This window comes from Promicromonospora sp. Populi (assembly GCF_041081105.1).
Lineage (GTDB): Bacteria > Actinomycetota > Actinomycetes > Actinomycetales > Cellulomonadaceae > Promicromonospora.
In genome coordinates this window covers 553,210-578,644 of sequence record NZ_CP163528.1, presented here as the reverse complement: position 1 = coordinate 578,644, position 25,435 = coordinate 553,210, and the positions used below count along the sequence as shown (strand labels likewise).

26 protein-coding genes are annotated in these 25,435 nt (G+C 71.8%); 16 read left to right on the top strand and 10 right to left on the bottom strand.

Annotated features, from left to right (window positions below):
• Positions 1 to 103 precede the first annotated feature (103 nt).
• Positions 104 to 910: a DeoR/GlpR family DNA-binding transcription regulator gene (locus AB1046_RS02520; RefSeq protein ID WP_369372218.1), complete on the top strand. Its 807-nt coding sequence runs from the start codon at positions 104 to 106 to the stop codon at positions 908 to 910.
• Here AB1046_RS02520 and AB1046_RS02515 read toward each other — a convergent pair.
• The 3 genes from AB1046_RS02515 to AB1046_RS02505 are packed head-to-tail and all read right to left on the bottom strand — an operon-like array spanning position 907 to position 3,766.
• Complete coding sequence (locus AB1046_RS02515) at positions 907 to 1,827, bottom strand: 1-phosphofructokinase family hexose kinase (protein ID WP_369372217.1); 921 nt, start codon at positions 1,825 to 1,827, stop codon at positions 907 to 909. The genes AB1046_RS02520 and AB1046_RS02515 overlap by 4 nt on opposite strands.
• Positions 1,824 to 2,882 carry a carbohydrate kinase family protein gene (locus tag AB1046_RS02510; RefSeq protein ID WP_369372216.1) on the bottom strand — a complete coding sequence of 353 codons (1,059 nt, stop codon included), beginning with the start codon at positions 2,880 to 2,882 and terminating at the stop codon, positions 1,824 to 1,826. The genes AB1046_RS02515 and AB1046_RS02510 overlap by 4 nt, the downstream gene beginning before the upstream one ends.
• Positions 2,879 to 3,766 carry an SIS domain-containing protein gene (locus AB1046_RS02505; RefSeq protein ID WP_369372215.1) on the bottom strand — a complete coding sequence of 296 codons (888 nt, stop codon included), beginning with the start codon at positions 3,764 to 3,766 and terminating at the stop codon, positions 2,879 to 2,881. Before AB1046_RS02505 ends, AB1046_RS02510 begins: the two co-directional genes overlap by 4 nt.
• A gap of 78 nt (positions 3,767 to 3,844) precedes the next feature.
• Between AB1046_RS02505 and AB1046_RS02500 the strand changes: the two genes are divergently transcribed.
• Complete coding sequence (locus AB1046_RS02500) at positions 3,845 to 4,945, top strand: amidohydrolase family protein (RefSeq protein ID WP_369372214.1); 1,101 nt, start codon at positions 3,845 to 3,847, stop codon at positions 4,943 to 4,945.
• 42 nt (positions 4,946 to 4,987) lie between these two features.
• Here the strand turns inward: AB1046_RS02500 and AB1046_RS02495 are convergent, their stop codons facing one another.
• Both AB1046_RS02495 and AB1046_RS02490 read right to left on the bottom strand, forming a co-directional pair.
• Positions 4,988 to 5,851: an oxygenase MpaB family protein gene (locus tag AB1046_RS02495; protein ID WP_369372212.1), complete on the bottom strand. Its 864-nt coding sequence runs from the start codon at positions 5,849 to 5,851 to the stop codon at positions 4,988 to 4,990.
• Positions 5,852 to 5,903: 52 nt separating this feature from the next.
• The gene (locus AB1046_RS02490) at positions 5,904 to 6,842 is read right to left on the bottom strand and encodes a Ppx/GppA family phosphatase (RefSeq protein WP_369372211.1); all 939 of its coding nucleotides are present in this window, start codon (positions 6,840 to 6,842) and stop codon (positions 5,904 to 5,906) included.
• Between the two features lie 121 nt (positions 6,843 to 6,963).
• Here AB1046_RS02490 and AB1046_RS02485 point away from each other — a divergent pair, with 121 nt between their 5' ends.
• The gene (locus tag AB1046_RS02485) at positions 6,964 to 7,653 is read left to right on the top strand and encodes a DUF4232 domain-containing protein (RefSeq protein WP_369372210.1); all 690 of its coding nucleotides are present in this window, start codon (positions 6,964 to 6,966) and stop codon (positions 7,651 to 7,653) included.
• 48 nt (positions 7,654 to 7,701) lie between these two features.
• Here AB1046_RS02485 and AB1046_RS02480 read toward each other — a convergent pair whose 3' ends face one another.
• On the bottom strand, positions 7,702 to 8,613 hold the full coding sequence (locus AB1046_RS02480; protein WP_369372209.1) for a LysR family transcriptional regulator: 912 nt from the start codon (positions 8,611 to 8,613) through the stop codon (positions 7,702 to 7,704).
• Between the two features lie 85 nt (positions 8,614 to 8,698).
• Here AB1046_RS02480 and AB1046_RS02475 point away from each other — a divergent pair, with 85 nt between their 5' ends.
• The 9 genes from AB1046_RS02475 (at position 8,699) to AB1046_RS02435 (ending at position 18,841) form a co-directional block, all read left to right on the top strand.
• Positions 8,699 to 9,811, top strand: coding sequence for a hypothetical protein (locus AB1046_RS02475; protein ID WP_369372208.1), 1,113 nt, complete (start codon positions 8,699 to 8,701; stop codon positions 9,809 to 9,811).
• Position 9,812: 1 nt separating this feature from the next.
• Positions 9,813 to 11,024 (top strand): DUF5624 domain-containing protein, encoded by a 1,212-nt coding sequence (locus tag AB1046_RS02470; protein WP_369372207.1) that lies wholly within the window; start codon positions 9,813 to 9,815, stop codon positions 11,022 to 11,024.
• A gap of 48 nt (positions 11,025 to 11,072) precedes the next feature.
• Positions 11,073 to 12,317, top strand: coding sequence for an amino acid ABC transporter substrate-binding protein (locus AB1046_RS02465; RefSeq protein ID WP_369372206.1), 1,245 nt, complete (start codon positions 11,073 to 11,075; stop codon positions 12,315 to 12,317).
• Between the two features lie 52 nt (positions 12,318 to 12,369).
• Entirely contained in the window at positions 12,370 to 13,254 is an 885-nt protein-coding gene (locus tag AB1046_RS02460; protein WP_369372205.1) for a branched-chain amino acid ABC transporter permease, read from the top strand.
• The gene (locus AB1046_RS02455; protein WP_369372204.1) at positions 13,251 to 15,131 is read left to right on the top strand and encodes a branched-chain amino acid ABC transporter ATP-binding protein/permease; all 1,881 of its coding nucleotides are present in this window, start codon (positions 13,251 to 13,253) and stop codon (positions 15,129 to 15,131) included. The genes AB1046_RS02460 and AB1046_RS02455 overlap by 4 nt, the downstream gene beginning before the upstream one ends.
• Positions 15,128 to 15,916, top strand: coding sequence for an ABC transporter ATP-binding protein (locus AB1046_RS02450; RefSeq protein ID WP_369372203.1), 789 nt, complete (start codon positions 15,128 to 15,130; stop codon positions 15,914 to 15,916). Before AB1046_RS02455 ends, AB1046_RS02450 begins: the two co-directional genes overlap by 4 nt.
• A complete protein-coding gene (locus AB1046_RS02445; RefSeq protein WP_369372202.1) occupies positions 15,913 to 16,710 on the top strand; it encodes an HpcH/HpaI aldolase/citrate lyase family protein in 798 nt (265 codons plus the stop codon). Before AB1046_RS02450 ends, AB1046_RS02445 begins: the two co-directional genes overlap by 4 nt.
• Positions 16,707 to 17,600, top strand: a complete 894-nt coding sequence (locus AB1046_RS02440; RefSeq protein ID WP_369372200.1) for an amidohydrolase family protein — start codon at positions 16,707 to 16,709, stop codon at positions 17,598 to 17,600. The genes AB1046_RS02445 and AB1046_RS02440 overlap by 4 nt, the downstream gene beginning before the upstream one ends.
• A 140-nt stretch (positions 17,601 to 17,740) precedes the next feature.
• Positions 17,741 to 18,841 carry a hypothetical protein gene (locus AB1046_RS02435; RefSeq protein WP_369372199.1) on the top strand — a complete coding sequence of 367 codons (1,101 nt, stop codon included), beginning with the start codon at positions 17,741 to 17,743 and terminating at the stop codon, positions 18,839 to 18,841.
• On the opposite strand, the gene AB1046_RS02430 is transcribed toward AB1046_RS02435, so the two are convergent.
• Positions 18,777 to 19,421, bottom strand: coding sequence for a TetR family transcriptional regulator (locus tag AB1046_RS02430; RefSeq protein ID WP_369372198.1), 645 nt, complete (start codon positions 19,419 to 19,421; stop codon positions 18,777 to 18,779). The two genes, AB1046_RS02435 and AB1046_RS02430, sit on opposite strands and share 65 nt — an antisense overlap.
• Positions 19,422 to 19,563: 142 nt before the next feature.
• Here AB1046_RS02430 and AB1046_RS02425 point away from each other — a divergent pair, with 142 nt between their 5' ends.
• The gene (locus AB1046_RS02425; protein ID WP_369372197.1) at positions 19,564 to 21,462 is read left to right on the top strand and encodes an RICIN domain-containing protein; all 1,899 of its coding nucleotides are present in this window, start codon (positions 19,564 to 19,566) and stop codon (positions 21,460 to 21,462) included.
• Between the two features lie 110 nt (positions 21,463 to 21,572).
• Here the strand turns inward: AB1046_RS02425 and AB1046_RS02420 are convergent, their stop codons facing one another.
• Both AB1046_RS02420 and AB1046_RS02415 read right to left on the bottom strand, forming a co-directional pair.
• Entirely contained in the window at positions 21,573 to 22,550 is a 978-nt protein-coding gene (locus AB1046_RS02420) for a zinc-binding alcohol dehydrogenase family protein (RefSeq protein ID WP_369372196.1), read from the bottom strand.
• Positions 22,547 to 22,993 carry a heme-binding protein gene (locus AB1046_RS02415; protein ID WP_369372194.1) on the bottom strand — a complete coding sequence of 149 codons (447 nt, stop codon included), beginning with the start codon at positions 22,991 to 22,993 and terminating at the stop codon, positions 22,547 to 22,549. Before AB1046_RS02415 ends, AB1046_RS02420 begins: the two co-directional genes overlap by 4 nt.
• Positions 22,994 to 23,113: 120 nt before the next feature.
• Between AB1046_RS02415 and AB1046_RS02410 the strand changes: the two genes are divergently transcribed.
• Positions 23,114 to 23,500 (top strand): winged helix-turn-helix transcriptional regulator, encoded by a 387-nt coding sequence (locus tag AB1046_RS02410; protein ID WP_369372193.1) that lies wholly within the window; start codon positions 23,114 to 23,116, stop codon positions 23,498 to 23,500.
• 45 nt (positions 23,501 to 23,545) lie between these two features.
• Here AB1046_RS02410 and AB1046_RS02405 read toward each other — a convergent pair whose 3' ends face one another.
• A complete protein-coding gene (locus AB1046_RS02405) occupies positions 23,546 to 24,028 on the bottom strand; it encodes a MarR family winged helix-turn-helix transcriptional regulator (protein ID WP_369372192.1) in 483 nt (160 codons plus the stop codon).
• A gap of 96 nt (positions 24,029 to 24,124) precedes the next feature.
• On the opposite strand from AB1046_RS02405, the gene AB1046_RS02400 reads away from it, so the two are divergent.
• Both AB1046_RS02400 and AB1046_RS02395 read left to right on the top strand, forming a co-directional pair.
• The gene (locus AB1046_RS02400) at positions 24,125 to 24,496 is read left to right on the top strand and encodes a DoxX family protein (RefSeq protein WP_369372190.1); all 372 of its coding nucleotides are present in this window, start codon (positions 24,125 to 24,127) and stop codon (positions 24,494 to 24,496) included.
• A complete protein-coding gene (locus AB1046_RS02395; RefSeq protein ID WP_369372188.1) occupies positions 24,493 to 25,398 on the top strand; it encodes a VOC family protein in 906 nt (301 codons plus the stop codon). The genes AB1046_RS02400 and AB1046_RS02395 overlap by 4 nt, the downstream gene beginning before the upstream one ends.
• The last annotated feature ends 37 nt before the right edge of the window (positions 25,399 to 25,435 follow it).

Sequence of the window (25,435 nt, the reverse complement as noted above, 5' to 3'; positions counted from 1 at the left end):
CATGGCCTCGATCATCCGTGGGGCCGCGCGAGACGTGCAAGAATGCGATCAAAATTGGCGAGAATCAATCAGTCTGAGTGAGCGGTTCGGGAGGGGATCCGGCATGACGGCCACCACCAGCCCGGAACCACGCGCCATCTCCCACAAGCGCACCGAGCGTTTGATGCGGACCCTGACCTACGTCAACGAGCACGGCGCGGCCCGGCTCACCGAGCTCGTCCGGGAGCTCGGCGTGTCCTCGGCCACGATGCGCCGCGACCTCGCCGCCATGGCGGACCAGGGGCTGCTCGTGCGCACGCACGGGGGCGTCCGCGCGCTCGATCCCACGACCGAGGTCCCCGTGCTGCTGCGGGACAACCGGTTCCGGGACGCGAAGGTCCGCATCGCCGAGCACGCGGCCGGTCTGCTGCCCGCCGGCCGCTACTCCGTGGCCATCAGCGGCGGCAGCACCACCGCCGCGGTCGCCCGGGAGCTGGCCAGCCGGCCCGACCTCGCGATCGTCACGAACGCGCTCACGACGGCGACCGAGCTCGCCTCCCGGAGCAACCTCAAGGTGATCATGACCGGTGGGGTCGTCCGATCCAGCTCGCTGGAGGCCGTCGGGGCGCTGGCGGAGAACACGTTCAACGCCGTCAACGTCGGCACCGCGTTCCTGGGCACGGACGGCATCAGCGTCCGGGGCGGCGCGACGACCCACGACGAGACCGAGGCCCGCACCAACCACGCGATGCTCGCGCACGCGGAGCAGGTGGTGGTCGTGGCGGACGGCTCGAAGGTGGGCCGGGTGACCCTCGCGAAGATGGCCGACCTAGCGGAGATCGACGTCCTGGTGACGGACTCGACGGCCGACCCGGAGGCCCTGGTGGCGATAGCGGCAGCAGGCGTGGACGTCCAGATAGTCCCGGACTAGTGGGTGACTCGGACGGTACTTGTCAGGGTGCGGGCCAGGGTTGGGTCCAGGATTGCCGCGCCCGGGAGCTGGGCGTTGGCGGTCCCGGTGGCCGTCGCCAGCGCCAGTGCCGCGGGGAGGTCGTCGCCGCGGTCTAGCGCGACGAGCAGGCCGCCGAGGAACGAGTCGCCGCTGCCGACCGGGAAGCCGCCCGTGTGCCCGGGCAGGTGGGCCCGCAGCACCCGGTCGCCGTCGGTCGCCCAGGCGCCATCTGGGCCGTCGGTGATGACGACCAGCCCCCCGGTGCGACCGTGCACGGCGGCCAGCAGTTCCGGCACGGACGGCTCTGCGGCTCCACCGCCGACCAGTTCCAGGGCCTCGGCCCGGTTGATCTTCACCAGGTCCGGACGCGCGTCCACGGCGCTGCGCAGCGCCTCGCCGTGGCTGTCGATCGCGACCCGCACCCCGGCGTCGTGCAGGCGGTGCACCGCGTCGGCGAGCAGGCCGGCAGGGGCCGACGTCGGCACGCCGCCCGAGACTAGCCACCACCCGGGCCGGGCCGAAGCGAGCTCAACGGCGACGTCCAGCGCGGCCGCCGCCGTCTCCGCGGAGACCGGGACGGCGCGCTCGTAGATCTCCGTGAGCTGCCCCGTGGCGCGGGAGAAGATCGAGACGCAAGCCCGGGTCGGCTCCGACCCGGGCACCACGTGCACGTCGACGCCGTCGGCCCGGGCCCCGTCGGCGACGTCCTGCCCGACGCCGGCGCCGAGCACGGCCACAGCCGAGACCCGGGCGCCGAGCGCCGCGGCCGCGCGCGCCGCGTTCAGCGCTTTGCCGCCGCCCACGCGGTGCACGGAGCGCGGGCGCTGGATCCCCGCCAGCTCGTCGACCACGTACGTGACGTCGAGCGACGGGCTGAGCGCGATCGCCGAGATCACCGCGCGAGCACCCGCTCCAGCTCGTCGAGCGTCGCCTGCCGTCCGGTGCCGCCGGAGCCGAGCGTGGAAAGAGAGCCAGCCGTCGTCGCCCAGCGCACGCGCGTCTGCTCGTCGTCGAAGCCGTACGCGAGAGCCGCCAGGTAGCCGGCGTCGAAGCTGTCCCCCGCACCCGTCGTGTCGACCACCTCGACCGCAATGCCCGGCGCACGGACGACGACGCCGGCGGCGCCCACCGACCAGCCGCCGTCGGCCCCGTCCTTGACGACCACGCGCGGCCCGCGCCGGGCGAGCCGGATCGCGAGCGCGACGTCGTCAGCGCGGCTGTCGCCCGCGCGGCCCGTGCCGACACCGCTGTCTCGGCCGTGGCCCGCAGCGCCGTCGTCGACGCCGTCGCCCGGACCCACCTCCTCGCCCAGCGCGCCCGCGATGGCGCGCAGCTCGTTGCGGTTGGGCAGGAGCAGGTCCAGGTGCGGCAGCACCTCGTCGAGCCCCGCCCACTTCTCGTCCGGGTCCCAGTTCGTGTCCAGGCTCGTGGTCCAGCCCTGCTCCCGGGCGCGCGCGAGCACCCCGGGTAGGGCCCGGGCCAAGCCGGGCTGGAGAAAGTACGAGGCGACGTGCAGGAGTCCGGGGCGATCGGCCCGTGCGTCGAGCACCTCGGTGACGCGTTCGCCCGTGAGGGTGGGGATGGTCCCGGGCACGGTGAGGATCGCCCGGTCGGCGGGGGTGGAGAGGATCACGGACAGCCCGGTCGGCTCGGCGTCCGCCACCTCGACGGACTCGACGTCGACGCCGTGCCGGCGCAGGGCCTCCAGCGTGAAGGTGCCGAACGTGTCCGCACCCACCCGCGCCACGAGCGACGTCGGCACGCCCAGGCGGGCGATGCCCGACGCCGCGATGCTCGCCGAGCCGCCCAGCACCAGGTCGCCCGAGTCGGCGAGCTGCTCGACCTGGCCGAAGCGGGGCACAACGTCGCCGCGCAGGACGAGGTCGACGTTCGCGTCGCCGACCACCACCACGGGCCGTGGTACGCGCGGCGCGGAGCCGCCTGGGCTCATCCGAGCACTACCGAGCGGGTCAGGTGCCGCGGCGCGTCCGCGTCCAGCCCGCGCGACGCCGCGAGCTCGACAGCGAGCCGCTGCGCCTGCACCAGCTGGATGAGCGGGTCGAGGTCCTCGTGCACAGCTGTCGCCCCCGTGCGCACGACGTCGGCGGTGAGCGCCGGGTCGGCGTCGCCGAAGAGGATCACCAGGCTCGACTCCCCCGCCACCGCGACGGGGCCGTGCCGGTAGTCGAGCGCCGGGTACGACTCCGACCATGCCTGCGCCGCCTCGCGGATCTTGAGCGCTGCCTCCTGCGCGAGGCCGTAGGTCCAGGACCGGCCGAGGAAGACGAAGTGGTCGAACTTTGCCGGGTCGACGGGCAGCGGCGCGGCGAGCACGTCGGCCACCCGGTCCAGGACCGGCTGGAGGTCCTCGCCGAACCCGGTGCGCGCCAGCACCAGCACCGAGGTGGGGAACCGCGTCTGGACCACCGACATCTCGTCGGCGAAGTCCAGCACGAGCGTCTCGTCAGCCGCCGCGGCCACCGGCGAGTCGGCTACGCCGACGACGGCCGCCTTCACCGTGCCCGCGGGCACCCGGTCGAGCGCCTCGAGCACCTCGCTCGTGGTCCCCGAGCGGCTGATCACGACCACCCGGTCGTAGGTGCGGCCGGGCGTCCACTCCGACGCGTAGGTGGCGTCGGTCTCGCCCTGCCCGGCGCGCTCCCGGAGCACGGCGATCGACTCGGCGACAAAGGCGCTGGTGCCGCAGCCGAGCAGCAGGACGCGCTCCCCCGGGCGGCCGAGCACCGGTGCGCCCTCGGCCGCCGCGGCGACGGCGCGCGCCCAGACCTCGGGCTGGCTGCGGATCTCACGTTCGGTGACGGTGCTGATGCTCACGTGCCCATCGTGCTCGACCGGTGCGCACGAGTCACCAGGACTTGCGGATTCGATCAGTCCGACTGATTGAATCGCGCCATGAGCCACGCACCCGATCCCCTGGGGTCCACCCACCCCGTCACCACGGAGGTGCCGGACCTCCGGCTCGTCGACTGGGCGCCACGAGCGCAGGTCTCCCTCCCCGTCACGCGGGTCGCCCGCGCCGCGGCGAGTGTGATCGACGTGCACAACCACCTCGGGCGCTGGCTCACCACCGACTGGTGCGCGCCCGACGTACCGGCGCTGCTCGCGATGATGGACGACGCCGGCATCGAGGCCGTCGTCAACCTCGACGGGCTGTGGGGCGCCGAGCTGGAGGCCAACCTCGACCGGTACGACCGGGCCCACCCGGGCCGCTTCCTCACGTTCTGCCAGGTCGACTGGACCCTCCTGCGCCGCCCGGGCGGGGAGCGCGAGATCCAGGACCAGCTACGGGACAGCGCCGCACGCGGGGCGCGCGGCATCAAGGTGTGGAAGAACGTCGGTCTCACCGTCACCGGGCCCGACGGCGAGCTGGTGCTCCCGGACGATCCGCGCGTCGTCGGGGTGCTCGCGCTGGCGGGCGAGCTCGGGCTACCGGCCCTGGTCCACGTCGCCGACCCGAAGGCGTTCTTCGACCCGTTGGACGTGCACAACGAGCGGTTCGACGAGCTCGCCGGCCAGCCCGACTGGTCGTTCGCCGACCGGGACCACTACCCGACCTTCGACGAGCTCCTGGCCGCGTTCGAGCGCCTGCTCGTGGCGACACCCGGCACCCGGTACATCGGGGCGCACGTCGGCTGCGTCGCCGAGGACCTGGACCACGTCGAGCGGCTCCTGCGCGCGGCGCCCAACCTGGTCGTCGACATCGCTGGCCGGCTCGGCGAGCTGGGCCGCCAGCCCCGGCGGTTCCGCCGGCTCGTGGAGCGCTTCCCGGACCGTGTGCTGTTCGGCACGGACGCCTACCCGCTGTCGCGCGAACAGCTCGAGGTCCACTTCCGCTTCCTGGAGACCGACGACGAGTACTTCGACTACGCGCCGGGCGAGGAGATCCCGCCGCAGGGCAGGTGGCAGATCTCCGGCGCGGACCTGCCCGCCGACCTGCTGCCCGGGCTCTACGGGGACAACGCCCGGCGGGTGCTCGGGCTCGCGGAGCGCTGACACAACGGGGCCTGACGTCGCGTGGCCCGACGCGCGGCACGGTCACCAACGGCGGCCCTCGCGCGCGACTGAGTCCATGCCCCAGCGCACGGCCCGGACCGCGACTGATCCGGCGGGCCCGCCAAGCGTCCGGCTGAACCAGGTATCGACCCCGAGCTCGTCACGCGCCCAGGAGGGCAGCAGCGCCACCGACCCGGCCGCGAGCAGCCGGTACGGGGCGCGCGCGGGTCGGGGCAGCGGCGGCTCCCGCAACAGGAAGCTCGCGGTGTCGAGGGCCGCCGGGGTGGCCCCCAGCTCACCGCGGTAGGACTCGATGCGGTCGGCCAGCTCGGCGACCGTCGTCGGCACGTCCTGCGCACCGAGCGCGCGGGCGACCCGGCCGGACTGGGCGACGTACTCGTCCGTCTCGCCCGCGGTGAGCGGCTTCTCGCCGTACCGCTGGTGGGCGGCCAGGAACGAGTCCGCCTCCGCGACGTGCACCCAGGTGAGCAGGTGCGGGTCGCTCGCCCGGTACGGACGGCCGTCGGGGGTCCGGCCCCGCACCCGCTCGTGCACCGCACGCACCCGGTCGATCATCTCCTGGGCGTGCTCCTCGGTCGCGAACGTCGTGTAGCCGAGGAACGTCGAGGTGCGAGCGAGGCGCCCCCACGGATCACCGCGGTAGCCGGAGTGACCGGCCACACCCGCCATCGCGAGCGGGTGCAGCGACTGCAGCAGCAGCGCCCGCAGCCCACCGACGAACGTCGCCGAGTCGCCGTGCACCCGGCGGATGGGGCTGTCCGGGGCGAACCACCGCGGGCCGGGGGTGAGGTGGATCCGGTCGCGCTGCTCGTATCCGCCCGGCCCGGCGACCCGCATGAACAGCGCGTCACCCACCCGGGCCCGCAGGCGCTCGATGGGGTTCAATGCAGCAACCGGCATATCGCCAGTATCCGCCCCCGATGGGGCGTTGCAGACGTCAGCCGACGGCGAGGTGCGGCAGCTGGTCGATGCGCTCGAGGATCACGCCCTCACGCAGCGCCCAGGGGCAGATCTCGAGCTCGGTCAGGTCAAAGACGTCCATGCAGGCCTCGGCGACGAGCGCTCCCGGGACGATCTGGTGCGCCCGGCTCGGTGAGACGCCGGGCAGCCGGGCCAGGTCCTCGGGAGCCGTGCGGGTCAGCTCGTCCATCCGTTCGCGCAGCACCTCCAGCGACAGCACCCGGCGCACCAGCAGCCCCTCGGCCGCCGGGGCGGCGCCGCAGATCCGGGCCAGCGACCGGAAGGTCTTGGAGGTCGCGGCGGCCCGGTCGGGCCGGCCGGCGCGCAGCAGGCTCCCGGCGTTCCGCGCGATCTCGGTGTGCAGCTCGCGGCGCAGTGCGCGCAGCGCACCGGCGTCGGGCATTACGTCGAAGTGCGTGCGGGCGAGCCGCGCGGCCCCGAGCGGGAGCGACCACGCGGCGTCGGGCGCCTCGTCGGACCCACCCGCGATCTCCAGCGAGCCGCCGCCGATGTCGAACACGGCCAGGCGGCCGGCCGACCAGCCGAACCAGCGCCGCACCGCAAGGAACGTCAGGCGGGCCTCGTCCTCGCCGCTGAGCACCGCCAGCCGCACCCCGGTGCGCTCGTGCACGGTCTTGAGGACCGTCTCGGAGTTCACCGAATCCCGGACGGCAGACGTGGCGAACGCCAGCATCTCGGCGCAGCCCCGTTCGTCCGCGATCCGCACGGCCTGCGCGGTGAACTCCACGAGGGCGTCGACGCCGGCCTGGCTGACGGCGCCCTGGCCGTCCAGGTGCTCGGCGAGCCGCAACGGCTCCTTGTACGACGACGCCGGCAGCGGCGCCGCGCCACCGTGGGCGTCCACCACCAGGAGGTGTCCCGTGTTGGAACCGATGTCGAGGACGCCCAGACGCATGGGACAGACGCTACTGCCCCGGCGGGTCGCACCGCATCCACTTGTAGTTGACTCGGGCAACATTGTGAGACGCTTTGACCGCTGCTCCGCTCAGGAGTCGGTCGGCCACAGGAAGGTGCACATGATCAAGCGAAAGTTCGTCCTCACCGCGTGTGGTGCTGCGGGATTCGCCGCGCTGCTCATGACCGCGGGGTGCACGGGCGGCGGCGAACCCGCCGTCACGTCGACCACCGCGACGTCGACCACCAGCGCCACACCGAGCCCGTCAGCCCCGGACGGTACAGCCCCGGCGTCCGACGGCTCGGCGGACACCGGCGCGGCGAACACCGGCGCGACGTCGAGCCCACCCGCTGATTCGGATTCCGACACAGGGACCGCACGGTGCCTGACCCCCGACCTCGCGGGCGCCCTGGAGGCGGTGGAGGGCGGCGCATCAGCCGGGCGCAACGAGGTAGCGATAGTGCTGACCAACGAGGCCTCGACCCCGTGCGTCCTGCAGGGCTGGCCCGGTGTGTCCTTCGTCGGGGACGACAACGGCACCCAGATCGGCGCCGCGGCCACGCTCGATCGGTCGAGCCCCCATGGCTCGGTGCTGCTCGACCCGGGTTCCGCCGCGCAGGCCGTCGTCTCCGTGGCGAACGCCCAGAACTACGACGAGGACTGCGAACAGGCGCCGGCCGACGGGTTCCGCGTCTACCCGCCCGGGGAGACGCGTTCCCTGTTCGTGCACAGCGACCAGATCACGCTCACCGCGTGCGCCAACCCGGACGATGAGCTGCTCGACGTCCAGGCCTTCCAGCCGGGAAGCTGAACGGCCCGGCTGGGGCGCGCCCGCCCGCTCAGTGCCGTACCCGCCGGCTCACGTGGTGTAGCCGAACCTGGCGCTCGTCTCGTGCACCGCGGCGATGACGGCGGCTATCGCCGGGGACTCCTCCTCGCCGTCCCTCGCCAGCAGGACGGTGTGCCGGAAGGCCCAGACCCCGGGCAGCGGGATCCGGCTCAGCGTGCTCTCACGGACCGACGACGTGAGCTCGGGTGCGATGGTCACTCCCCAGCCCACGTCAACCAGGCCGAGGGCCGCCGCCATGTCGTCGACCGTCGCCGCGATCGTGGGCCGGAAGCCCGCGACGGCACACATGTTCAGGGTGAGCTGCCCCAGCGGCGTCCTCGGGCTGACCACCCACGGGTCGTCGCGCAGGTCGGCGACCGTGCAGGTCTCCGCGCCCGCGAGCCGGTGCCCCTGGGGCACGCACAGCCGCAGCGCGTCGTGCCCGAGCTCCCACTGACGCAGCCCGGTCCCCGCGGGTCCGGGCGTCGCGCCGAACCGCGACAGGATCACGACGTCCAGGTTGCCGCGCCGGATCTCCTCGGCGCCGTCCGCGTCCGTCGTCGCCGCGAGCGTGATCTGCAGGAGCGGGTAGCGGGCCCGCACGCCCTTGAGGGCACCGCTCATGACCGGCGGCCCCTCCCCGAACGGCACCCCGACCCGCAGCTCGCCGGACACCTCCCCGGCCTCCTGGCGCAGCACGGCGTCGGCGGCGCGCAGCTCGGCCAGGATGCGCTCGGTGTGCTCGATCAGGCGTCGCCCAACGGGAGTGACCGTCACTTTTTTCGCGCCACGGATCAGCAGTGCCGTGCCGGCCGCGCGCTCAAGGGCGGTCAGCTGCTGCGAGATCGCCGAACGGGTGTAACCGAGCTCGCGGCCGGCCGCGGCGATCGAGCCGTGGGTAGCGACGGCGCGCAGCGCAACCAGCTTGTCCACATCGAGCATGCGTCACCTCTGCTAACGGTGGATGTACTTATTCGTCAACGCAGGTTACTTGCCCGGCGCACCGCCAGTCGAGTTGAGTACTCGCATGGTCAAGGTTGCCCTTACAGAGCTGCAGCGAGTTCCCACCTCCGGAGCTCGCGCCGTCGAGGTGTTCCAGGTCGGCGGGCTGGATCTCGTCGCGATCCCCCAGCTCGCCCTCGACGTCCCCGGCGCGGCCGCCGGGATGAACGCCGGCAACAGCGACACCGACCTCCTCCTGCTGCGGTTGGTGGACGGCCGGTACGAACCGTACTGGGCGCTCCCCGGGCCCGGCGGCGAGGACGCGGAGTTCTTCACCATCGGCGACCGCGCCTTCCTCGCCGTGGCGAGCATCCGGACCGGTGCGGGCCCGTACCAGTACACGATCCTGTCCCAGATCTTCGAGTGGATCGACGGGGCGTTCACCGAGTTCCAGGCGATCGAGTCCTTCGCGGCCAAGCAGTGGCGCCACTGGACCGTCGACGGCCGGCACTTCCTGGGGCTCGCCCAGGGCCTCGACCTGCCGCACATCCCGGGGCCCAACCGGCCCTCGAAGATCTACGAGTGGGACGGCGAGCGGTTCGCCGAGTTCCAGGACGTGCCGTCCCGGTGGGCCTACAACTGGCACCCATTCCAGGTCGGCGGCAACTTCTTCGTGGCGCACGCGGACCACCTCGGCTCAAGCGTGCTCTACCGCTGGGACGGGGCCAAGTACGAGGCGCACCAGGACCTCCGGGAGCGGACCGGCCGAGCCTTCGCCGACTTCACGCGCGACGGTCACCACTACCTGCTGGTGGCCGGGATCGAGGAGCCGCCGGTCCTGACGAAGTGGGACGGCGAGCAGTTCACCAAGGTGCACGAGCTCGCCGGGTCGGGCGCCCGGGAGCTCCTGGTGGTCGAGCACGAGGACCGCCTGTTCGTCATCCGGATCAACTTCATCACCGGCACCCCGGCCGCCCCCAACCCCACCCTGGTCTCGCAGGTCTACGAGTGGCTCGACGGCGACCTGGTGGTGGTCGCCGAGTTCCCGACCTCGGGCGGCACCGACGTGGCGCTGGTCCCGTCCGACGAGACCCCTGGCGAGCTGCGGTTCCTGGTCTCGAACTCGCTGTCGGCCGAGGTCCGGTTCGCCACCGAGACCGTCCTGTACTCGCTCTCGACCGGTTCGGCGGTGAGCTGACATGCCCTACTCCGAGAACGCCGAGTTCATCCGCCTCTTCCAGGCATACACGGGCTCGGCCACGAGCATCGGTGCCCACTTCGGGCAGACGGCCGGGCGAGCCGCGGCCGGCGACCCGCTGATCGTGGCCACCGGCTTCGACATCGCGCTCTACCCCGGCGGCGGCGCGCCGCCGACGATCGAGGGCTATCGGCTCTCCAACCGCGGCTTCAAGGAGACCGCCGCGATCTCCCACCTCGGCCCGGCCCTCGCGACGCTGGCGTGGCTGAGGGAGCACGGTCCCGACGGCGTCTGGCGGGCCGACGCGCAGGAGCTCCTCGACGCCACGCGTGCCACCCGCGAGGCGAACTCCGTCGCGCTGTGGCGGGACGAGATCGCAGCCCCCTCGTTCGTCGGCCGGGCAGAGAGCATCGCCGCGATGGTCGACTACGCGTGCCGGTTGACCGAGCGCTTCCTGGAGCGGTCGCTCGCCGACGAGAGCTACCTCACGGCCGAGCGGCTGCGAGCGGACTACCTGGAAGGGCCCGCCGAGGGCCTACCGGTTCCGTTCAACCGGGTGATGGTCGCGACCTTCTTCCTCACCGGCATGGACCTGGGGCACCGGCTCATCTCCTGGTTCGACGGCCTCGATCTGCCGTGGGAACGCGCCATGGTCGTGATCGCCGGGCGCCAGGGCCGGCCGACGGCCGGCGTGACGCTGGACAGCAACTCCGTCGCCGGGGTCATCCTGGCCGCGTCGCGGGGACGCCTGCCGAGCGAGCGGCTGCTGATCGCCCCGCACGCCCCGGTGTTCCCGATGCACGACGGCGGCAACACCGAAGCGGTCCAGGCGCTGGAGCACGACTACCGGCGGCTGTGGTCGTCGATGACCGCCATGTCCGCCCTGGGCGAGCCGATGTTCGCCGGCTACCCCCGGTTCAAGCCGGAGGCCCGCAACCTGACCGAGCTGACGCCTGACACCCGCTCGGTCCACCAGATGCCCGCCGTCAGCGGACCGACCGACTGGCTGGCCCTGACCACGCGGCTCAGGGTGGTCCTGGAGGATCCCCGCCAGCTGCTGTCCGGTGCCGTCACCGACTACGCGAGCGCACAGCTCGTGCAGAACGCCAACCGGCCCGAGGCGGTAACGGTGCCCGGCCTGGACGGCGAGCCCTACCCGGCTCTGCAGGCCGAAAACCCTGCGGTCCACGCAGGAGCTCCACCTCCTGACTGACCGCAAGACCCGACTGACCATCAGACTGACCAAATGAGGAGCGCTGTAATGAGCAAAGTCGCTCGACCACGTGCCACCGCCTACCGGACCCGACGCGCGCTCGTAGGCGTCGCTGCCGCGTCCGTCCTGATCGCCTCCGGCTGCGGGCTGTCCGCGCCGTCGGAAGCCGAGGAAACCACCGACGAACCCATCCAGATCGGCATGTCGCTGCCGCTCAGCGGCCCGGCCGCCGACCGGGCGAAGCCCGGCATGGAGGGCTACCAGTACTGGGCCGACCAGGTCAACGCCAACGGCGGGCTGCTCGGGCGCCAGGTCGAGCTGACGGTCCTGGACGACGGGTTCGACCAGCAGACCGCCATCTCGGACTACAACCGGCTCATCTCGCAGGACCAGGTGGACCTGCTGCTGGGTACGTTCTCCTCGGACCTCAACCTCGCCGTCGCGCCGGTCGCCGAGCGCTACGGGTACGTCTACATCCAGCCGTCCGGCGGCGCGGACGAGATCTTCGCCCGCGACTTCAACTACCTGTTCTTCGCCCAGCCGACGACGACGCAGGGCCTGCCCAACCAGTTCGTCGATCTGATCGAGCAGATGCCCGAGGAGGACCGGCCCGAGACCGTCGCCCTGGTGCAGCAGGACGACCCCAACACCACGCAGGCGGCGGAGATCTTCGGCGAGCGCCTGGCTGAGCTCGGGGTCGAGACCGTCTACGACCAGACCTACGCGCCGGACACGTCGAACTTCGACACGATCGCCAACGCGATCCGGCAGGCCGACCCCGACGTCATCGTTCACGGCCCGGTCACCAGCGACGGCGTCTCCCTGGTCCGTTCCCTGCAGCGGGTCGGCTTCTCGCCGGACATGCTCTACCAGCAGAACGCTCCGACGTCGCCGAACTACGCGCAGGCGATCGGCGAGGCCAACACCGAGGGGATCTTCACCTCGATCGCGTACAGCACCGAGACGGAGTTCGGCGGTAACCCGGACTTCGTGGCGGGCTACACCGAGGAGTACGGCTACGCGCCCGACGAGGACGCCGCCAACTCCTACACGGCGGGCCAGGTGCTGCAGGCCGCCGTCGAGGGGGCCGGCAACCTGGATCAGGCCGAGATGGCCGACTGGCTGCACGCGAACACCGTCGACACGATCGTCGGGCCCCTGAGCTGGGACGCCGCCGGCCGCCCGCAGGGTGAGCTGCTGCTCGCGCAGTTCCAGTCGGGTGAGCTGGAAGTCGTGGCCCCCGCGGACCGCTCGACGGCCGAGCCGCTCTACACGAAGCCGAGCTGGCAGTGAGCGCCCGGACGGGCGCCGGGACCAGCCCCGGACCGGGCAAGGGAGGCCGGCCATGACTCTTCTGGTACAGACACTCATTCTCGGGCTGCTCGCGGGCGGCGTGTACGCGCTCATGGCGTCCGGGTTCACGCTGGTCTTCGGCGTCATGAAGATCATCAACCTGGCGCACGGCGCGATGATCGTGGTGGCCGCGTTCCTGACCTGGTGGATCTGGGACCTGACCGGCATCGACCCGCTCCTCATCGGCCTGTGCCTCAGCCCGGCGATGGCCGGGATCGGCTGGGTGCTCTACAAGACGGTCGTCGCGCGGGTCCAGCGCATCGACTGGGAGCTGACCCTGGTGGCCACGTTCGGGTTCGCGGTCGCCGCGGGTGGCGTGATGGCGCTCATCTGGGGCGCTGACGGGCACGCCGCGACGCCGTCGTACTTCACCTCGTCGTTCGAGATCGGTTCGCTGGTGGTGCCGCAGGCGCAGCTGTATGCCAGCCTCGGCGCGATCGCCATGCTGGCCGCGCTCTGGGCGCTCCTGCGTGGCACGTTCCTGGGCCGCGCGATCCGAGCCTGCTCGGCCGACCGCGACAGCGCGAAGCTGGTCGGCATCAACGTGGAGCGCACCATGGCGTCGATGTTCGCCATCGGCGCCGCGACCACCGGCTTCGCCGGCGGCGCCCTGTCGGTGCTCTACCAGTTCGTGCCGGAGTCCCACTACATCTGGATCGGCAGGATCCTCTGCGTCGTGATCCTCGGGGGTCTCGGCAGCTTCCAGGGTGCGGCGCTCGGCGCCGCCATCCTCGGGGTGAGCGAGGCCCTGACGGCGTCGTACCTGGATGCCAGGTGGGCGACGGCGGTGCCCTACATCCTGATCATCGTGATCCTGCTGGTGCGGCCCCAGGGCCTGCTCGGCGGTCGCGTGCGCTCTGACGCGGTGACGGCATGACGGCGCCGGCCACGGCTGTGGTCCCGGCTCCGGCCCCGGCCCCGGCTCGCGAGAAGAGCGCTAGGTTCCCGATCCGACGGGTAGTCATCGGCGTCCTGATCCTGCTCGTCGCGCTGATCCCGCTGTTCACCCCGGACACGTACGTCCACAACCTGATGATCCTCACGTTCATGGTCGCGGTGACCGCGTCCGGGTGGAACATCATGGGCGGCTACACCGGGTACGTCAGCCTCGGCCACAGCGCCTTCATCGGCGTCGGCGGCTACACCGCCGGTGTCCTGGCCGGGTACCTGGACGTCTCCCCGTTCCTCCTGGCACCGGTGGGCGGCATCGCGGCCGCGCTCGTCGCGCTGCTGCTGGGCCTGGCGACCCGCAAGACGCGCGGCGCGGCGTTTGTCATCGTGTCCTACGCGACGCTCGAGCTCCTCGGCCAGATCACCCGCAACATGTCGGACGTGACCGGCGGCAGCCAGGGCTTCCTCATGCCGCTGCCGTCCTGGGACATCCGCTTCCAGAACTGGCCGTTCTACTACGCGCTGCTCGCGCTGGTCCTGCTCAGCGTGGGCATGACCGTGTTGATCCGTCGGTCCAAGCTCGGCCTGGGCCTGATGGCCATCCGGGACGACGAGGACAAGGCGGCGGGCGTCGGTGTGCGCACGCCCGTGTACAAGGGCATCGCGTTCATGGCCAGCGCCGTGCTGGTCGGCATGGCCGGCGCCGTGTACGGCTACTACGTCTCCACCCTGTCGGTCAGCACCATGTTCGACATCGTGCTGAGCATGCAGGTGGTGCTGGCCGCACTGATCGGCGGCCGGGGCACGGTGTGGGGGCCGATCCTCGGCTCGTTCCTGGTGGTGCTGCTGTCCGAGCTCACCAACACGACCCTCGGCGGCGCCGACGCAGGCGCCATCCGGCTGATCCTGTTCGGCGGCTTGCTGCTGGCCGTGGTCCTGCTGCTGCCCAAGGGGATCCTGCCTGCCGTGACGAACCTGGTCGAACGGTGGCGGCGCGGGAGCGCGCCGAGCCCCACCGGCGTCCGGCTCGAGGACCTCCCGGTGCCGCCGGCCCCGGCCAGGTCCGGCGCCGCCGCCAGCACCGGGCCGAAGGCGGACCTCCTGCAGGTCTCGGACGTGACCATGCGCTTCGGCGGGGTCACCGCGCTCAACGGGGTCTCCCTGGCCGTACCGCAGGGTTCGATCACGGCGCTGATCGGCCCCAACGGGTCGGGGAAGACGACGCTCTTCAACGCCATCGACGGCACCTACCCGGTCACGTCCGGGTCGGTGTCCCTGGCCGGGCGCCCGATCACCACGCTCAGCCGGGTCGGGCGGGCGCACGCCGGGATCGGCCGCTCCTACCAGCTGCCCCGGCTGTTCGAGAGCCTCACGGTGCTGGAGAACGTCGCGGCGGCGACCGGGGAGTTCCGGTTCGCCAACCTGGTCCGCGGCGCCGTCTCCGGTGCCGAGGCAGCCAGGGCCGCCGAGCTGCTCGAGTTCGTGGGCCTGGGCGAATATCTCGGCGCACGGGCCGGCGACCTGTCCTACGGGCAGCGCAAGCTCGTCGAGCTGGCGCAGCTGCTGATGCTCGACCCCGACGTGATCCTGCTCGACGAGCCGGCCGCCGGGATCAACCCGACCCTGCGCAGGCGGCTCTCGACGCTGATCCGCGCGCTCAACGAATCGGGAAGGACCTTCATGATCATCGAGCACGACATGCACTTCGTCCTGTCGCTCGCCGACCATGCGGTGGTGCTGGCACGGGGCGCGGTGCTCGCGGACGGGCTCCCGAGCGAGGTCAGCGCGGATCCCGCGGTGCTGGAGGCCTACCTCGGCGACGACCTGGCCTCGGGCCCCGAGATCATCGGAGCGAACCGATGATCCGCGTCGAGTCGGTCTACGCCGGCTACGGCGGCGGCGACGTCCTGCAGGGTGTCGAGCTCGAGGTCCGCCCGGGGAGCATCACGTGCATCGTCGGGCCCAACGGCGCCGGCAAGTCGACGGTGCTGCGCACCATCAGCGGCCTGCTGCGCCCGAGGGCCGGCAAGATCATGCTCGGCGACCTGGCGATCCATGGCCGCGACCCGGCGGCGGTCATCGCAGCGGGCGTGGTGCAGGTGCCGCAGCAGGACGGCCTGTTCGGCCAGCTGACCATCCGGGACAACATGCTGCTCGGTGGTTACCTCATCCGCCGCGACAAGCGCCGGCTGAAGCGACGGATGGCCGAGCTGGCGGAGACGTTCCCGATCATCACCGAGCGGGCACACGACAAGGCGGCCGACCTATCCGGCGGCCAGCGGCGGATCGTCGAGTTCGCGCGGGCGCTGATGACCGAGCCGCGCCTCGTGCTCCTGGACGAGCCGACGCTGGGGCTGGACCCGAAAACCTGCGAGACGGTGTTCGAGACCACCCAGGCAATCCACGCGCTGGGCGCCACGGTGCTCATGGTCGAGCAGAACGTGCGGTGGGGGCTCCGGCTGGCCACGGACGGCGTCGTCATGGAGCGCGGCCGGGTGCTGCTGGCCGAGCCGGCCGGCGACCTGCTCGCGCGGCCGGACATCGCATCCATGTTCTTCGGCTCCGGCCCGGCGCCGGAGCCCGAGGAAGAGGAGTCGGCGGACGAGCCCGCCGCGCACCCAGCGATTCAGGAGGCACCAACTTCATGACGACAAACCCGTTCCTCGAGCGCCTGCACGAGGGACAACCCACCTTCATGCTGGGGATCCGGCACTCACGCACCACCGACATCTGCCGCATCGCCAAGTCGACCGGGCACCACGCGATCATGGTCGACCTGGAGCACTCCACCATGTCGCTCGACACCGCAGCGGCGCTGTGCTCCGCCGCGGGCGACCTGGGCCTCACCCCGTTCGTCCGGGTGCCGGAACGGGAGTACGGGGCTATCGGCCGGCTGCTCGACGCCGGGGCGCACGGCATCGTCGCGCCCCGGATCGAGACGCCCGACGAGGCGCGCACCATCGCGCGGGCGTCCCGCTTCGCGCCGAGGGGCCAGCGGTCGCAGCTGGCGACGGTGCCGCAGCTGGGCATGACGCCGACCCCCGCCAGCACGCTGAACCCGGCCCTGGACCGCGCCACCATCACCCAGATCCTGATCGAGACCCCGGCGGGGGTCGCCGCCGCCGACGAGATCGCCGGGGTCGACGGCGTCGACATGCTCGCGATCGGCGCCAACGACCTCACCGCGGAGCTCGGGATCCACGGGCAGTACGGCCACCTGCTGGTCCGGGAAGCGGTAGCGGCCCTCGCCGAGGCCTGCCGGAACCACGGGATCCCGCTCCAGCTCGGCGGCATCGCCGACCCGGCCCTGTTCGAGTCGCTCGCCGCGCTCGGCGCCGCCCCGCTGTACCTCACCGGCATGGACACCGACCTGCTGCACTCCGCGGCACGCGCCCGTGTCGAGACCCTCACCGCCGCACACCGGGAGCTGACCACACGATGACCTCCAAACCAGCGAACTTCACGCCCGCGCAGATCACGCCCATGCGGCCCGCCGACTCGAACACCAAGCCGCGCTACACGCTCCCGCCGGGCAGCTGCGACGCGCACTTCCACGTGTTCGAGCAGGGCTACCCGCACGTCCCGGACCCGCAGTACACGTTCCCCGACGGCACGCTCGACCAGTACCTGGAGGTCACCGAGTTCCTCGGGATCGAACGGATGGTGCTCGTCCAGCCGACCTTCTACGGCAACGACAACTCGCTCACGCTCGACGTGCTGCGCCGGCTCGGACCGGACCGGTGCCGGGCCGTGGTGCGTGTGCCCGACGACGTCACGGAGGCGGAGCTCGATCGGTACCACGAGCTGGGTGTGCGAGCCATCAGGCTCGACCTGTTCGCCCGGCAGGACCTGCCGATCGGCGAGATCGTCGACTACGTGCAGCGGATGGCGAAGCTGACCCGGCCGCGCGGGTGGCACCTGCAGTTCTACACACCCGGCACCGTCGTGCGGGACCTGCTGCCGTTCCTCGCGGACTTCGAGGAGCCGTTCGTCATCGACCACATGGGCTACATGAAGGCGTCCGACGGCCTCACCTCCGCCGACACGGAGCGGCTCCTGAACGTGCTGCGCCAGGGCAGCGCCTGGATCAAGCTGTCCGGGCCGTACCGCATCGCCAAGGACAAGCCGCTGTCGTCGGTCCACGAGCTGGGCCGCGCGCTGGTCACCACCCGCCCCGACCGGCTCGTGTGGGGCTCCGACTGGCCGCACCTTCCCGACGGCAGCCGCGACACCGGCGAGCTGCTCGACCTGCTGGCCGACTGGGCGCCGGACGAGGCCGACCGGCAGCGCATCCTGGTCGACTCCCCCGACCGGCTGTTCTTCAAGGACTGAGCGACCCGACGGAGCCTGCGACGCGGCGTCACTGACGGGCGGTGCCCCGGGCGGTGATACTTGGGGACGGGTGACCGGTTGCTGACCTCAGTCAGCTTCCGGCACCCGCCCTCCGGCGGGCCGACGTGTTGGGAGACGGTATGACGAACGAGCGGACCACCGGACCGGGCGGCCTGGCCCGCCGCGGCCACCTCCTGCGGCTCGGGGCGCCACGCGACACCTCGGCCGTGCGGCACCTGGTGACGTTCCTCGTGGCGAGCGTCGTGACCGTGCTGGCCACGCGGGCCTACCTGGTCGCGACGGGCTACCCGCAGATCGGCGGGGGCGAGCTGCACCTCGCCCACGTGCTGTGGGGCGGGCTGCTGATGGCGCTGGCGATCGTGCTGCTGCTGTCGTACGTGGGCCCGGCGCCACGGTCGCTCGGCGCGATCCTCGGCGGCGTCGGCTTCGGGCTGTTCATCGACGAGGTCGGCAAGTTCGTCACGGCCGACAACGACTACTTCTACGCGCCCACCGCCGCGATCATCTATTTCGTCACCGTGGTGCTCGTGCTGATCGTCGAGGGGCTGCACGGCCGCCGGGCGCACCACCCGGCCGAGTACCTCGCCGTGGCGGCCGACCGCCTCGCCGCGGGCCTGGCCGGCGGGTTCACCCCGGCCGCCCGCGAGGAGGCGCGAGCACTGGCCGCCAAGGGCGCCGGCGAGCCCGGTGCCGAGCTGGTCACCGACCTGGTCGACGCCGTGCCCGACGACGACGCGGACGTACCCGACCCGGTCCGCGCCCTTGTCCGCCGCGTGGTTGGCGCCCTCGACGCGCTCGTGGACCGGGCCTGGGCGGCCTGGCTGGTGATCGGGGCTCTCGTGCTCGTGGGTGCGGCCGAGGCGACGGTGGGCGTCCGGGTCGCGCTCGGGCTGATGCCCGGGCTGCCGCAGTGGACCGGTCTCGCGATCCTCGCCGCCGTCGGAGCGTCCGTCGTGCTGCTGGCCGTGGGTGTCGTCGTCGGCCGACGCAACCACCTGCGCGGCGCGGTCTGGGTGCGCCGGGCGGTGCTCGTCAGCCTCCTGTTCACCCAGCTCCTGGTGTTCCGGGCGGTGCGCTGGGCTGCGGCGTTCGGCCTGCTCCTGGACGTGCTGGCCTTCGTGGCGCTGGAGGTGGCGCTCCGGGAGGAGCGGATGGTCAGGGAGCGGGCGACAGCGGGAACGGCCGCGTCGTCGGCGGCAGATCCCGGCCGATCAGCCTGACGATCGCGGCCTCGGTCGCCTTCGCCATGTCGACGGAACCGGGCTCGAGCAGCCATTGGAGCTGCAGCCCGTCCATGATCGCGACGATCACCCGGGCGGTGGTCCCGGGGTCGACGTCGGGCCCCACCTCGCCCTGCGCCTGCGCCTCGTCGAGCGCCTCGACCACGAGGGTGAGCAGCCCCTGGTAGCGGTCGCGGAAGTAGTCCTGTGCGGGGTGCTCGGCGGTCACGCTCTCCGCCGCGAGCACGGTGTAGAGCCGCACGATCCCCTCCCGCTCGGCGTTGCGCCGCGTGGTCTCGACCAGGTGGCGCAGGAACGCCAGGCCCTGGGGCCGCTCGTTGCCGAGCTCCTCGATGTCCGTGGAGTCGCGCAGGTCCAGCACCCCGGTGAGCAGGCCGGCCTTGGACGAGAAGTAGTGCAGCACGCCGGCCTGGGTCAGCCCGACCCGGTCCGCGATCTCGGCCAGCGACGCGCTCTGGTAGCCGCGGTCGGCGAACGTCTCCATGGCGATGCGCAGGATCTCCGCCCGCCGCTCCGCGGGAGGACGCCGCACCCTGGTTCCGCCGGCTTCTCGTGTCATCCGAGCGAGTCTACGGACCTGGGTGCACCGCATCGCGCGACCGGGAGGCCACCGGACGCGCGTTACGGGAATCCCCTACCTACCGAGTACTCGGTAGGTAGGAGTAGGCTCCCGCAAAAACCTACCCATCGAGGGAGTCGCAATGTCGCGCACAACCCGCACAGGGTCCATCCGGACGTCGCTCGCCGCGCTGAGCGTCCTGGCCGTCGGCGTCGTGGGCATCGGTCTGGCCGCCGGCCCGGCCGCCGCCGCCCCGACCAGCGCGCACGTCTGGGTGACCACCGCCGACGGCAGCCGCAGGCTGACCGACGGCGGAGAGCTGGCCTTCAACTCCACCCCGCAGGCCACCAACATCCAGGTGAACCCGGCCCAGGTCTTGCAGCGCTTCACCGGCGCCGGCGCGTCGGTCACCGAGGCGTCCGCCGCCCTGATCAACGACCTGCCCGCCGCCACCCGCAACAGCATGCTGCAGTCGCTGTTCTCCCGCTCCGGCGACGGCATCGGCCTGAACTACCTGCGCCAGCCGCTCGGCAGCACGGACTTCAACTCCGGCGGCTTCTACACCTACGAGGACACGCAGGGGCAGTTCAGCATCGCCCGCGACCAGCAGGAGATCCTGCCGGTGCTGCAGCAGGCGCGCGCTATCAACCCGGGCATCCGGTTCATGGGCAGCCCCTGGTCCCCGCCGGCCTGGATGAAGACCAGCAACTCGCTGAACGGCGGCAGCCTGCGCACCGACATGTACGACGAGTACGCCACCTACCTGGTGCGGACGATCCAGGCGTACGCGGCGCAGGGCGTGACGCTCAGCGACCTCACGGTCCAGAACGAGCCCCTCTTCGCCACGAGCTACCCCTCGATGAGCATGTCCGCCGCCCAGCAGGCGGCGTTCTTCCGGGTGCTTGACCCCGCGCTGACCAGCGCGGGCCTGGGCACGCAGATCTTCGCCTACGACCACAACTGGGACCAGCCCGGCTACCCGATCGAGGTGTTCAACGGCACCGCGGGCATCTCCCGCATCGTCGGCGCGGCCTTCCACTGCTACGGCGGCTCCCCCGAGGCGCAGGCCCAGGTGATCAACGCCGGCAAACGTGTCTACTTCACGGAGTGCTCCGGCACCGACAGCGCCAACGCTGCCTCCACGTTCGGCGACACGCTGATCTGGCACGCGGAGAACCTCGTGGTGCGCAACATGCGCAACGGCGGCGAGACGGTCATCAACTGGAACCTCGCGCTCAACCAGAACGGCGGGCCGCACCAGGGCCACTGCACCACCCGGTGCAACGGTGTCGTCGAGATCAACGGCAGCACGGTCACCCGCAACGCCGAGTTCTACGTGCTGGGTCAGCTCAGCAAGTTCGTCGACGCCGGCGCCCGCCGCATCGGCTCCACCAGCGAGGGCTCCGGCGGGCTCCAGAACGTCGTCTTCCAGAACCCGAACGGGACCCGCGTCGCGTACGTCGTGAACGCCTCGTCCGGCAGCCGTACGTTCTCCATCACCGACGAGGGCCGCTCCGTGACCCACACGCTGCCCGGCCGGGCTGTGGCCACGTACACCTGGGACCCGCAGACGACCACCACTCCCCCGACCGACCCGGACCCGGCGGCCTGGTACCAGGTCACCTCCTCGGTGAGCAGCAAGTGCCTCGACGGCGCCGGCTGGGGCACCACCGACGGCACCGGCGTGCAGCAGTGGACCTGCGGACCCACCACCCAGGCCAACCAGCGCTGGCAGTTCACCCCCACCACTGACGGCTACTACCGGGTGACCAACCAGCACGCCGCCAGGGTCTGGGACGTCGCCGGCGGCCCGGGGGCCGTCGGCAGCGGAGCCGCGATCCATCTCTGGAGCTATGTGGGCGGCACCAACCAGCAGTGGCGTCCGACGACGACGGCGGGCGGCGCGTTCACCTTCACCGCCCGGCACAGCAACCTGTGCCTGACCCTCGGCGCGGCGACCGGGACTGACGGGACCGGGTTCACGCAGCAGCCCTGCACCGGCGCCGCGGCGCAGACCTTCCGGCTCACCCGGGCCGGCTGAGCCCTGCACCGGCGGCCACCGGACGTCGTCGGACAAACCGGTGTCCTGGGTTCAAGACCGGTCGGGCCTTGAACCCAGGACACCGCGTTACGCCGTCCCGGTGGGCGGGGTCAGCGCCGCACCACGACCTTGCCGATCGTCCGGCCCGAGGCGACGAGATCGTGCGCGTGCTGGATCCCAGCGGCGCTGAAGTCGTCGAGCTCGGTGGTCAGGGTCGTGCGCAGCGACCCGGCGTCGAAGAGGTCAGCGGCCTCGTTCAGCAGCTGACCCTGCGACGCCATGTCGGGCGTGCTGTACATCGCGTGGGTGAACATCAGCTCCCAGTGCCAGGCGATGCTCTTCGACTTGAGCGGACCGAGGTCCAGCTTGCCGTCGTCGATGGCCACGATGTGCCCGAAGGGCTTCACGATCTCCGCGAAGTCCTGGATGTTGCCGGTCGAGTAGGACGAGAAGAGCGCGTCCACACCCTCGGGGGCAACGGCCTTGACGGACTTCGCCAGGGAACGATGGTCGACGACGACGTCGGCGCCCATCGTGGTGACCCAGTCGCTGGACTCCTGGCGGGAGGACGTGCCGATGACGTGCAGCGCCGTACGCAGCTTCGCGAGCTGGATGAGCACGGAGCCGACGCCCCCGGCCGCACCGACCACAACGAGCGAACCCGTCGTGTCCGGGGTGGCGGCGAGGTGGGTGAACAGCGACTCCCACGCGGTGATCGTGGTCAGCGGCATCGCGGCCGCCTCCGCCACCGAGAGCTGGGCGGGCTTGTGTCCGACCAGCCTCGCGTCGATGGCCTGGAACTCCGCGTTCGCCCCCTGCCGGGTGATGTCGCCCGCGTAGTAGACCTCGTCACCGGCCGCGAAGCCGGTTGCGGCGCTGCCTACCTCCACCACGGTGCCGACGGCGTCGAACCCGAGGATCCGCGGCTTTCCCGCGGCGCGGGCGGCGATCTTCACGTCGGCCGGATTGACCGAGACCGCCGCCACGCGCACGAGGAGGTCGTGCGCGCGGAGGCTGGGCATCGGCAGCTCGACGTCGACCAGCTTGTGGTCCGGGCCGCCCGCGGCGACCGCACGCATAGTTGTCATCGCGCCGTCGACCCCTGCAGCTTGCCGACAACCGTCGCGGCGATGTCGTGGTCCTGCTGCGGGCTCGCGCCACCCGCACCGACCGCGCCGATCACGGTGCCGTTCGCGTCGACGACCGGGATGCCGCCCCCGACGAACGCAAGCTGCGAGGTCACCGAGGTCTCGATGGTGAAGAGCGGCGCACCAGGCTGCACCGCGGCCTGGAGATCAGCGGTGGGCTGGGCGAAGTACAGGGCGGTGCGCGCCTTGGCCTGGCTCGTCTCGATGGACGCCAGCGCGGCGCCGTCCTCACGGACGAGAGCGACGAGGTGCCCGCCCGCGTCCAGGACGGAGATGGTGAAGGGCACCCCACCGTCCGCCGCCCCGCGCAGGGCGGCCTCGATGGCCTCGACTGCTGCGTGACGAGAGATGGTGGTCGGTGAGATCTGGGCCAGTGCGGCCATGGTGAGACTCCTGTGGTCTACGTTCCTCGGCACCGCTCTTGCGGCGTCGAGAGCAGGCTACGATTGCAGCCATAGTTTCCCGCAAGAGCCTCTAGTATCTAATAGATAGCATGGTGTGAGATGACCTTCCCCTGCCGCACGGGCGCACATGACGATCACGACGTGTACGGCGCGCTGTGCCCCTGCCGGGACGTCCTCGACCTCATCGCCAACAAGTGGTCGACCCTCACCATCGGCGCGCTGGAACAGGGTCCGGTGCGGTTCGGTGCGATCCAGCGGCGCCTCGGGGGCGTGACGCCGAAGGTGCTCACGTCGACCCTCCGCCGCCTGGAGTCGCACGGCATCATCGACCGCACGGTCTACCCGGCGGTCCCCCTACACGTCGAGTACGAGCTCACGGCCCTCGGTCACACTCTGGTCGGCCCGCTGGCGGCGATCCGCCTCTGGGCCGAGGAGCACCTCGACGACACGGAGCCGGCGGAGGCCGAGGTCGAGGTCGCGCACTGACGCGGACCGGCACGCGCCGAGCTCTTCGCCGGACCGGTTTTCCGCTCAGACCCGGGGCGGGTCGCCCGACTCGTCTGCGAGCCTCGCGGCGATCGTGCCGGTGATCTCGGTCAGCGCGTCGAGCTGGTCCGGCGTGAGCGCGTCGATGACAAGCCGTCGCGCCGTCGCGATGTGGCCGGGGACGGCGCGGATCAGCTCCCGCCGCCCGTCGCCCGTGATGCGCACGTTGGTGGCGCGGCCGTCCGCGGGGCAGGGGAAGCGTTCGACGAGACCGCGCTTCTCCAGGCGCCCGCAGACGTGGGACAGGCGCGGCAGCGTGGCATCGGTCGCCTGGGCGAGCGCGGTCATGCGCATCGCCGGCTCCGAGGTGAGCTGAAGGGTGGACAGCACCGCGAACTCGAAGTGCGTCAGCCCGGAGTCGCGCTGAAGCTGCCGGTCGAGCGCGGACGGCAGGAGCTGGAACACGGTGACCAGGCCCAGCCAGGCCTGTGACTCCTTGTCGTTCATCCGGGGTACGCGTCGCTTCACGAGCTCCACCCTACGCTTTGGTTGACGCAACAACTAAACGGGTGCAGACTCGGCACAATACTTGTTGGGACAACCACATTCGAACGGACGCACACCATGCTGATCGCCTACTGGATCATCGCCGGGCTGCTCGCCCTGGCCTACCTGTTCGCAGGGGGAATGAAGATCCTCAGCCCGCAGGCCAAGCTCACCGAGTCCGGCATGGCCTGGGCCGGTGACTTCCCTGGACCCGTCGTCAAGCTGATCGGACTGCTGGAGGTGCTCGGCGCGATCGGGCTGATCGTGCCGCCGCTCGTGCAGGTCGCGCCCGTTCTCGCGCCGCTGGCGGGAGTCGGGCTCGCGCTGGTGCAGGTCGGCGCGATCATCACGCACGTCGTCCGAGGTGAGGCCAAGGCCCTGGCCCCGAACGTCGTGCTGCTGGTGCTGGCCGTCGTGGCCGCCTGGATCGGGTTCGAGGTCTGGGCGTGAGAGCGGCCGCCCCCGCGTGGCGTCCGGACAGCGTCGCCACTGCGGGAGCGGCGCCCGACGGCACTCGGATGAACACCGTCGAGCTGCTCGTGCACGACCTCGACGCCATGACCGCGTACTACCGGGACGCGGTCACGCTCGACGTCCTCGGCCAGTCCGGCGCCACCGCCACACTGGGCCGCGGCGGCGTGCCGATCATGGTGCTCCGCCAGGAGCGGGACCTGCCGGGCGCTGATCCGCGCGGTGCCGGGCTCTATCACACCGCCATCGTCTTCGAGGACGAGCGGCGGCTGGCCGCATCGCTCGCCTCCATGGCCCAGCGCGTGCCGCAGACCTTCACCGGCAGCGCCGACCACCTGGTGAGCGAGGCGTTCTACTTCACCGATCCCGAGGGCAACGGCGTGGAGCTGTACCGCGACCGCCCCCGCGAGGAGTGGTCCGTGCACCCGGACGGGACGGTCGCGATGGGCATCGAGCCCCTCGACCCGAACCAGTTCCTGCAGCGCTGGTACACCCCTGAGGCGCCCGACGACGGCGCCTCCGCCGCGATCGGGCACGTGCACCTGCAGGTCGGCGACCTCGCGTCCGCGCGCCGGTTCTACGTCGACACGCTCGGGTTCGACATCACCGCGCAGATGGACTCCGCCCTGTTCGTCTCGGCCGGTGGCTACCACCACCACATCGGCATGAACACCTGGCGCAGCGCCGGTGCCGGGCCGCGCGCCGCGTCCCTCGGCCTCGGCGACGTCCGGATCCTCGTCCCGACCCGGGCCGACGTCGAGGCCCTCGCCGACCGCCTGCGCTTCCACCGCGTCCCCACCGCCGACGACGGCGACACGCTGCGCTTCGCCGACCCGTGGAACACCCGCCTGGCGGTGTCGCCGGAGACCGCTCGACTCTGACGGTCAGGAATCGGTCGCCTCCGTGATCCTCGTCCTG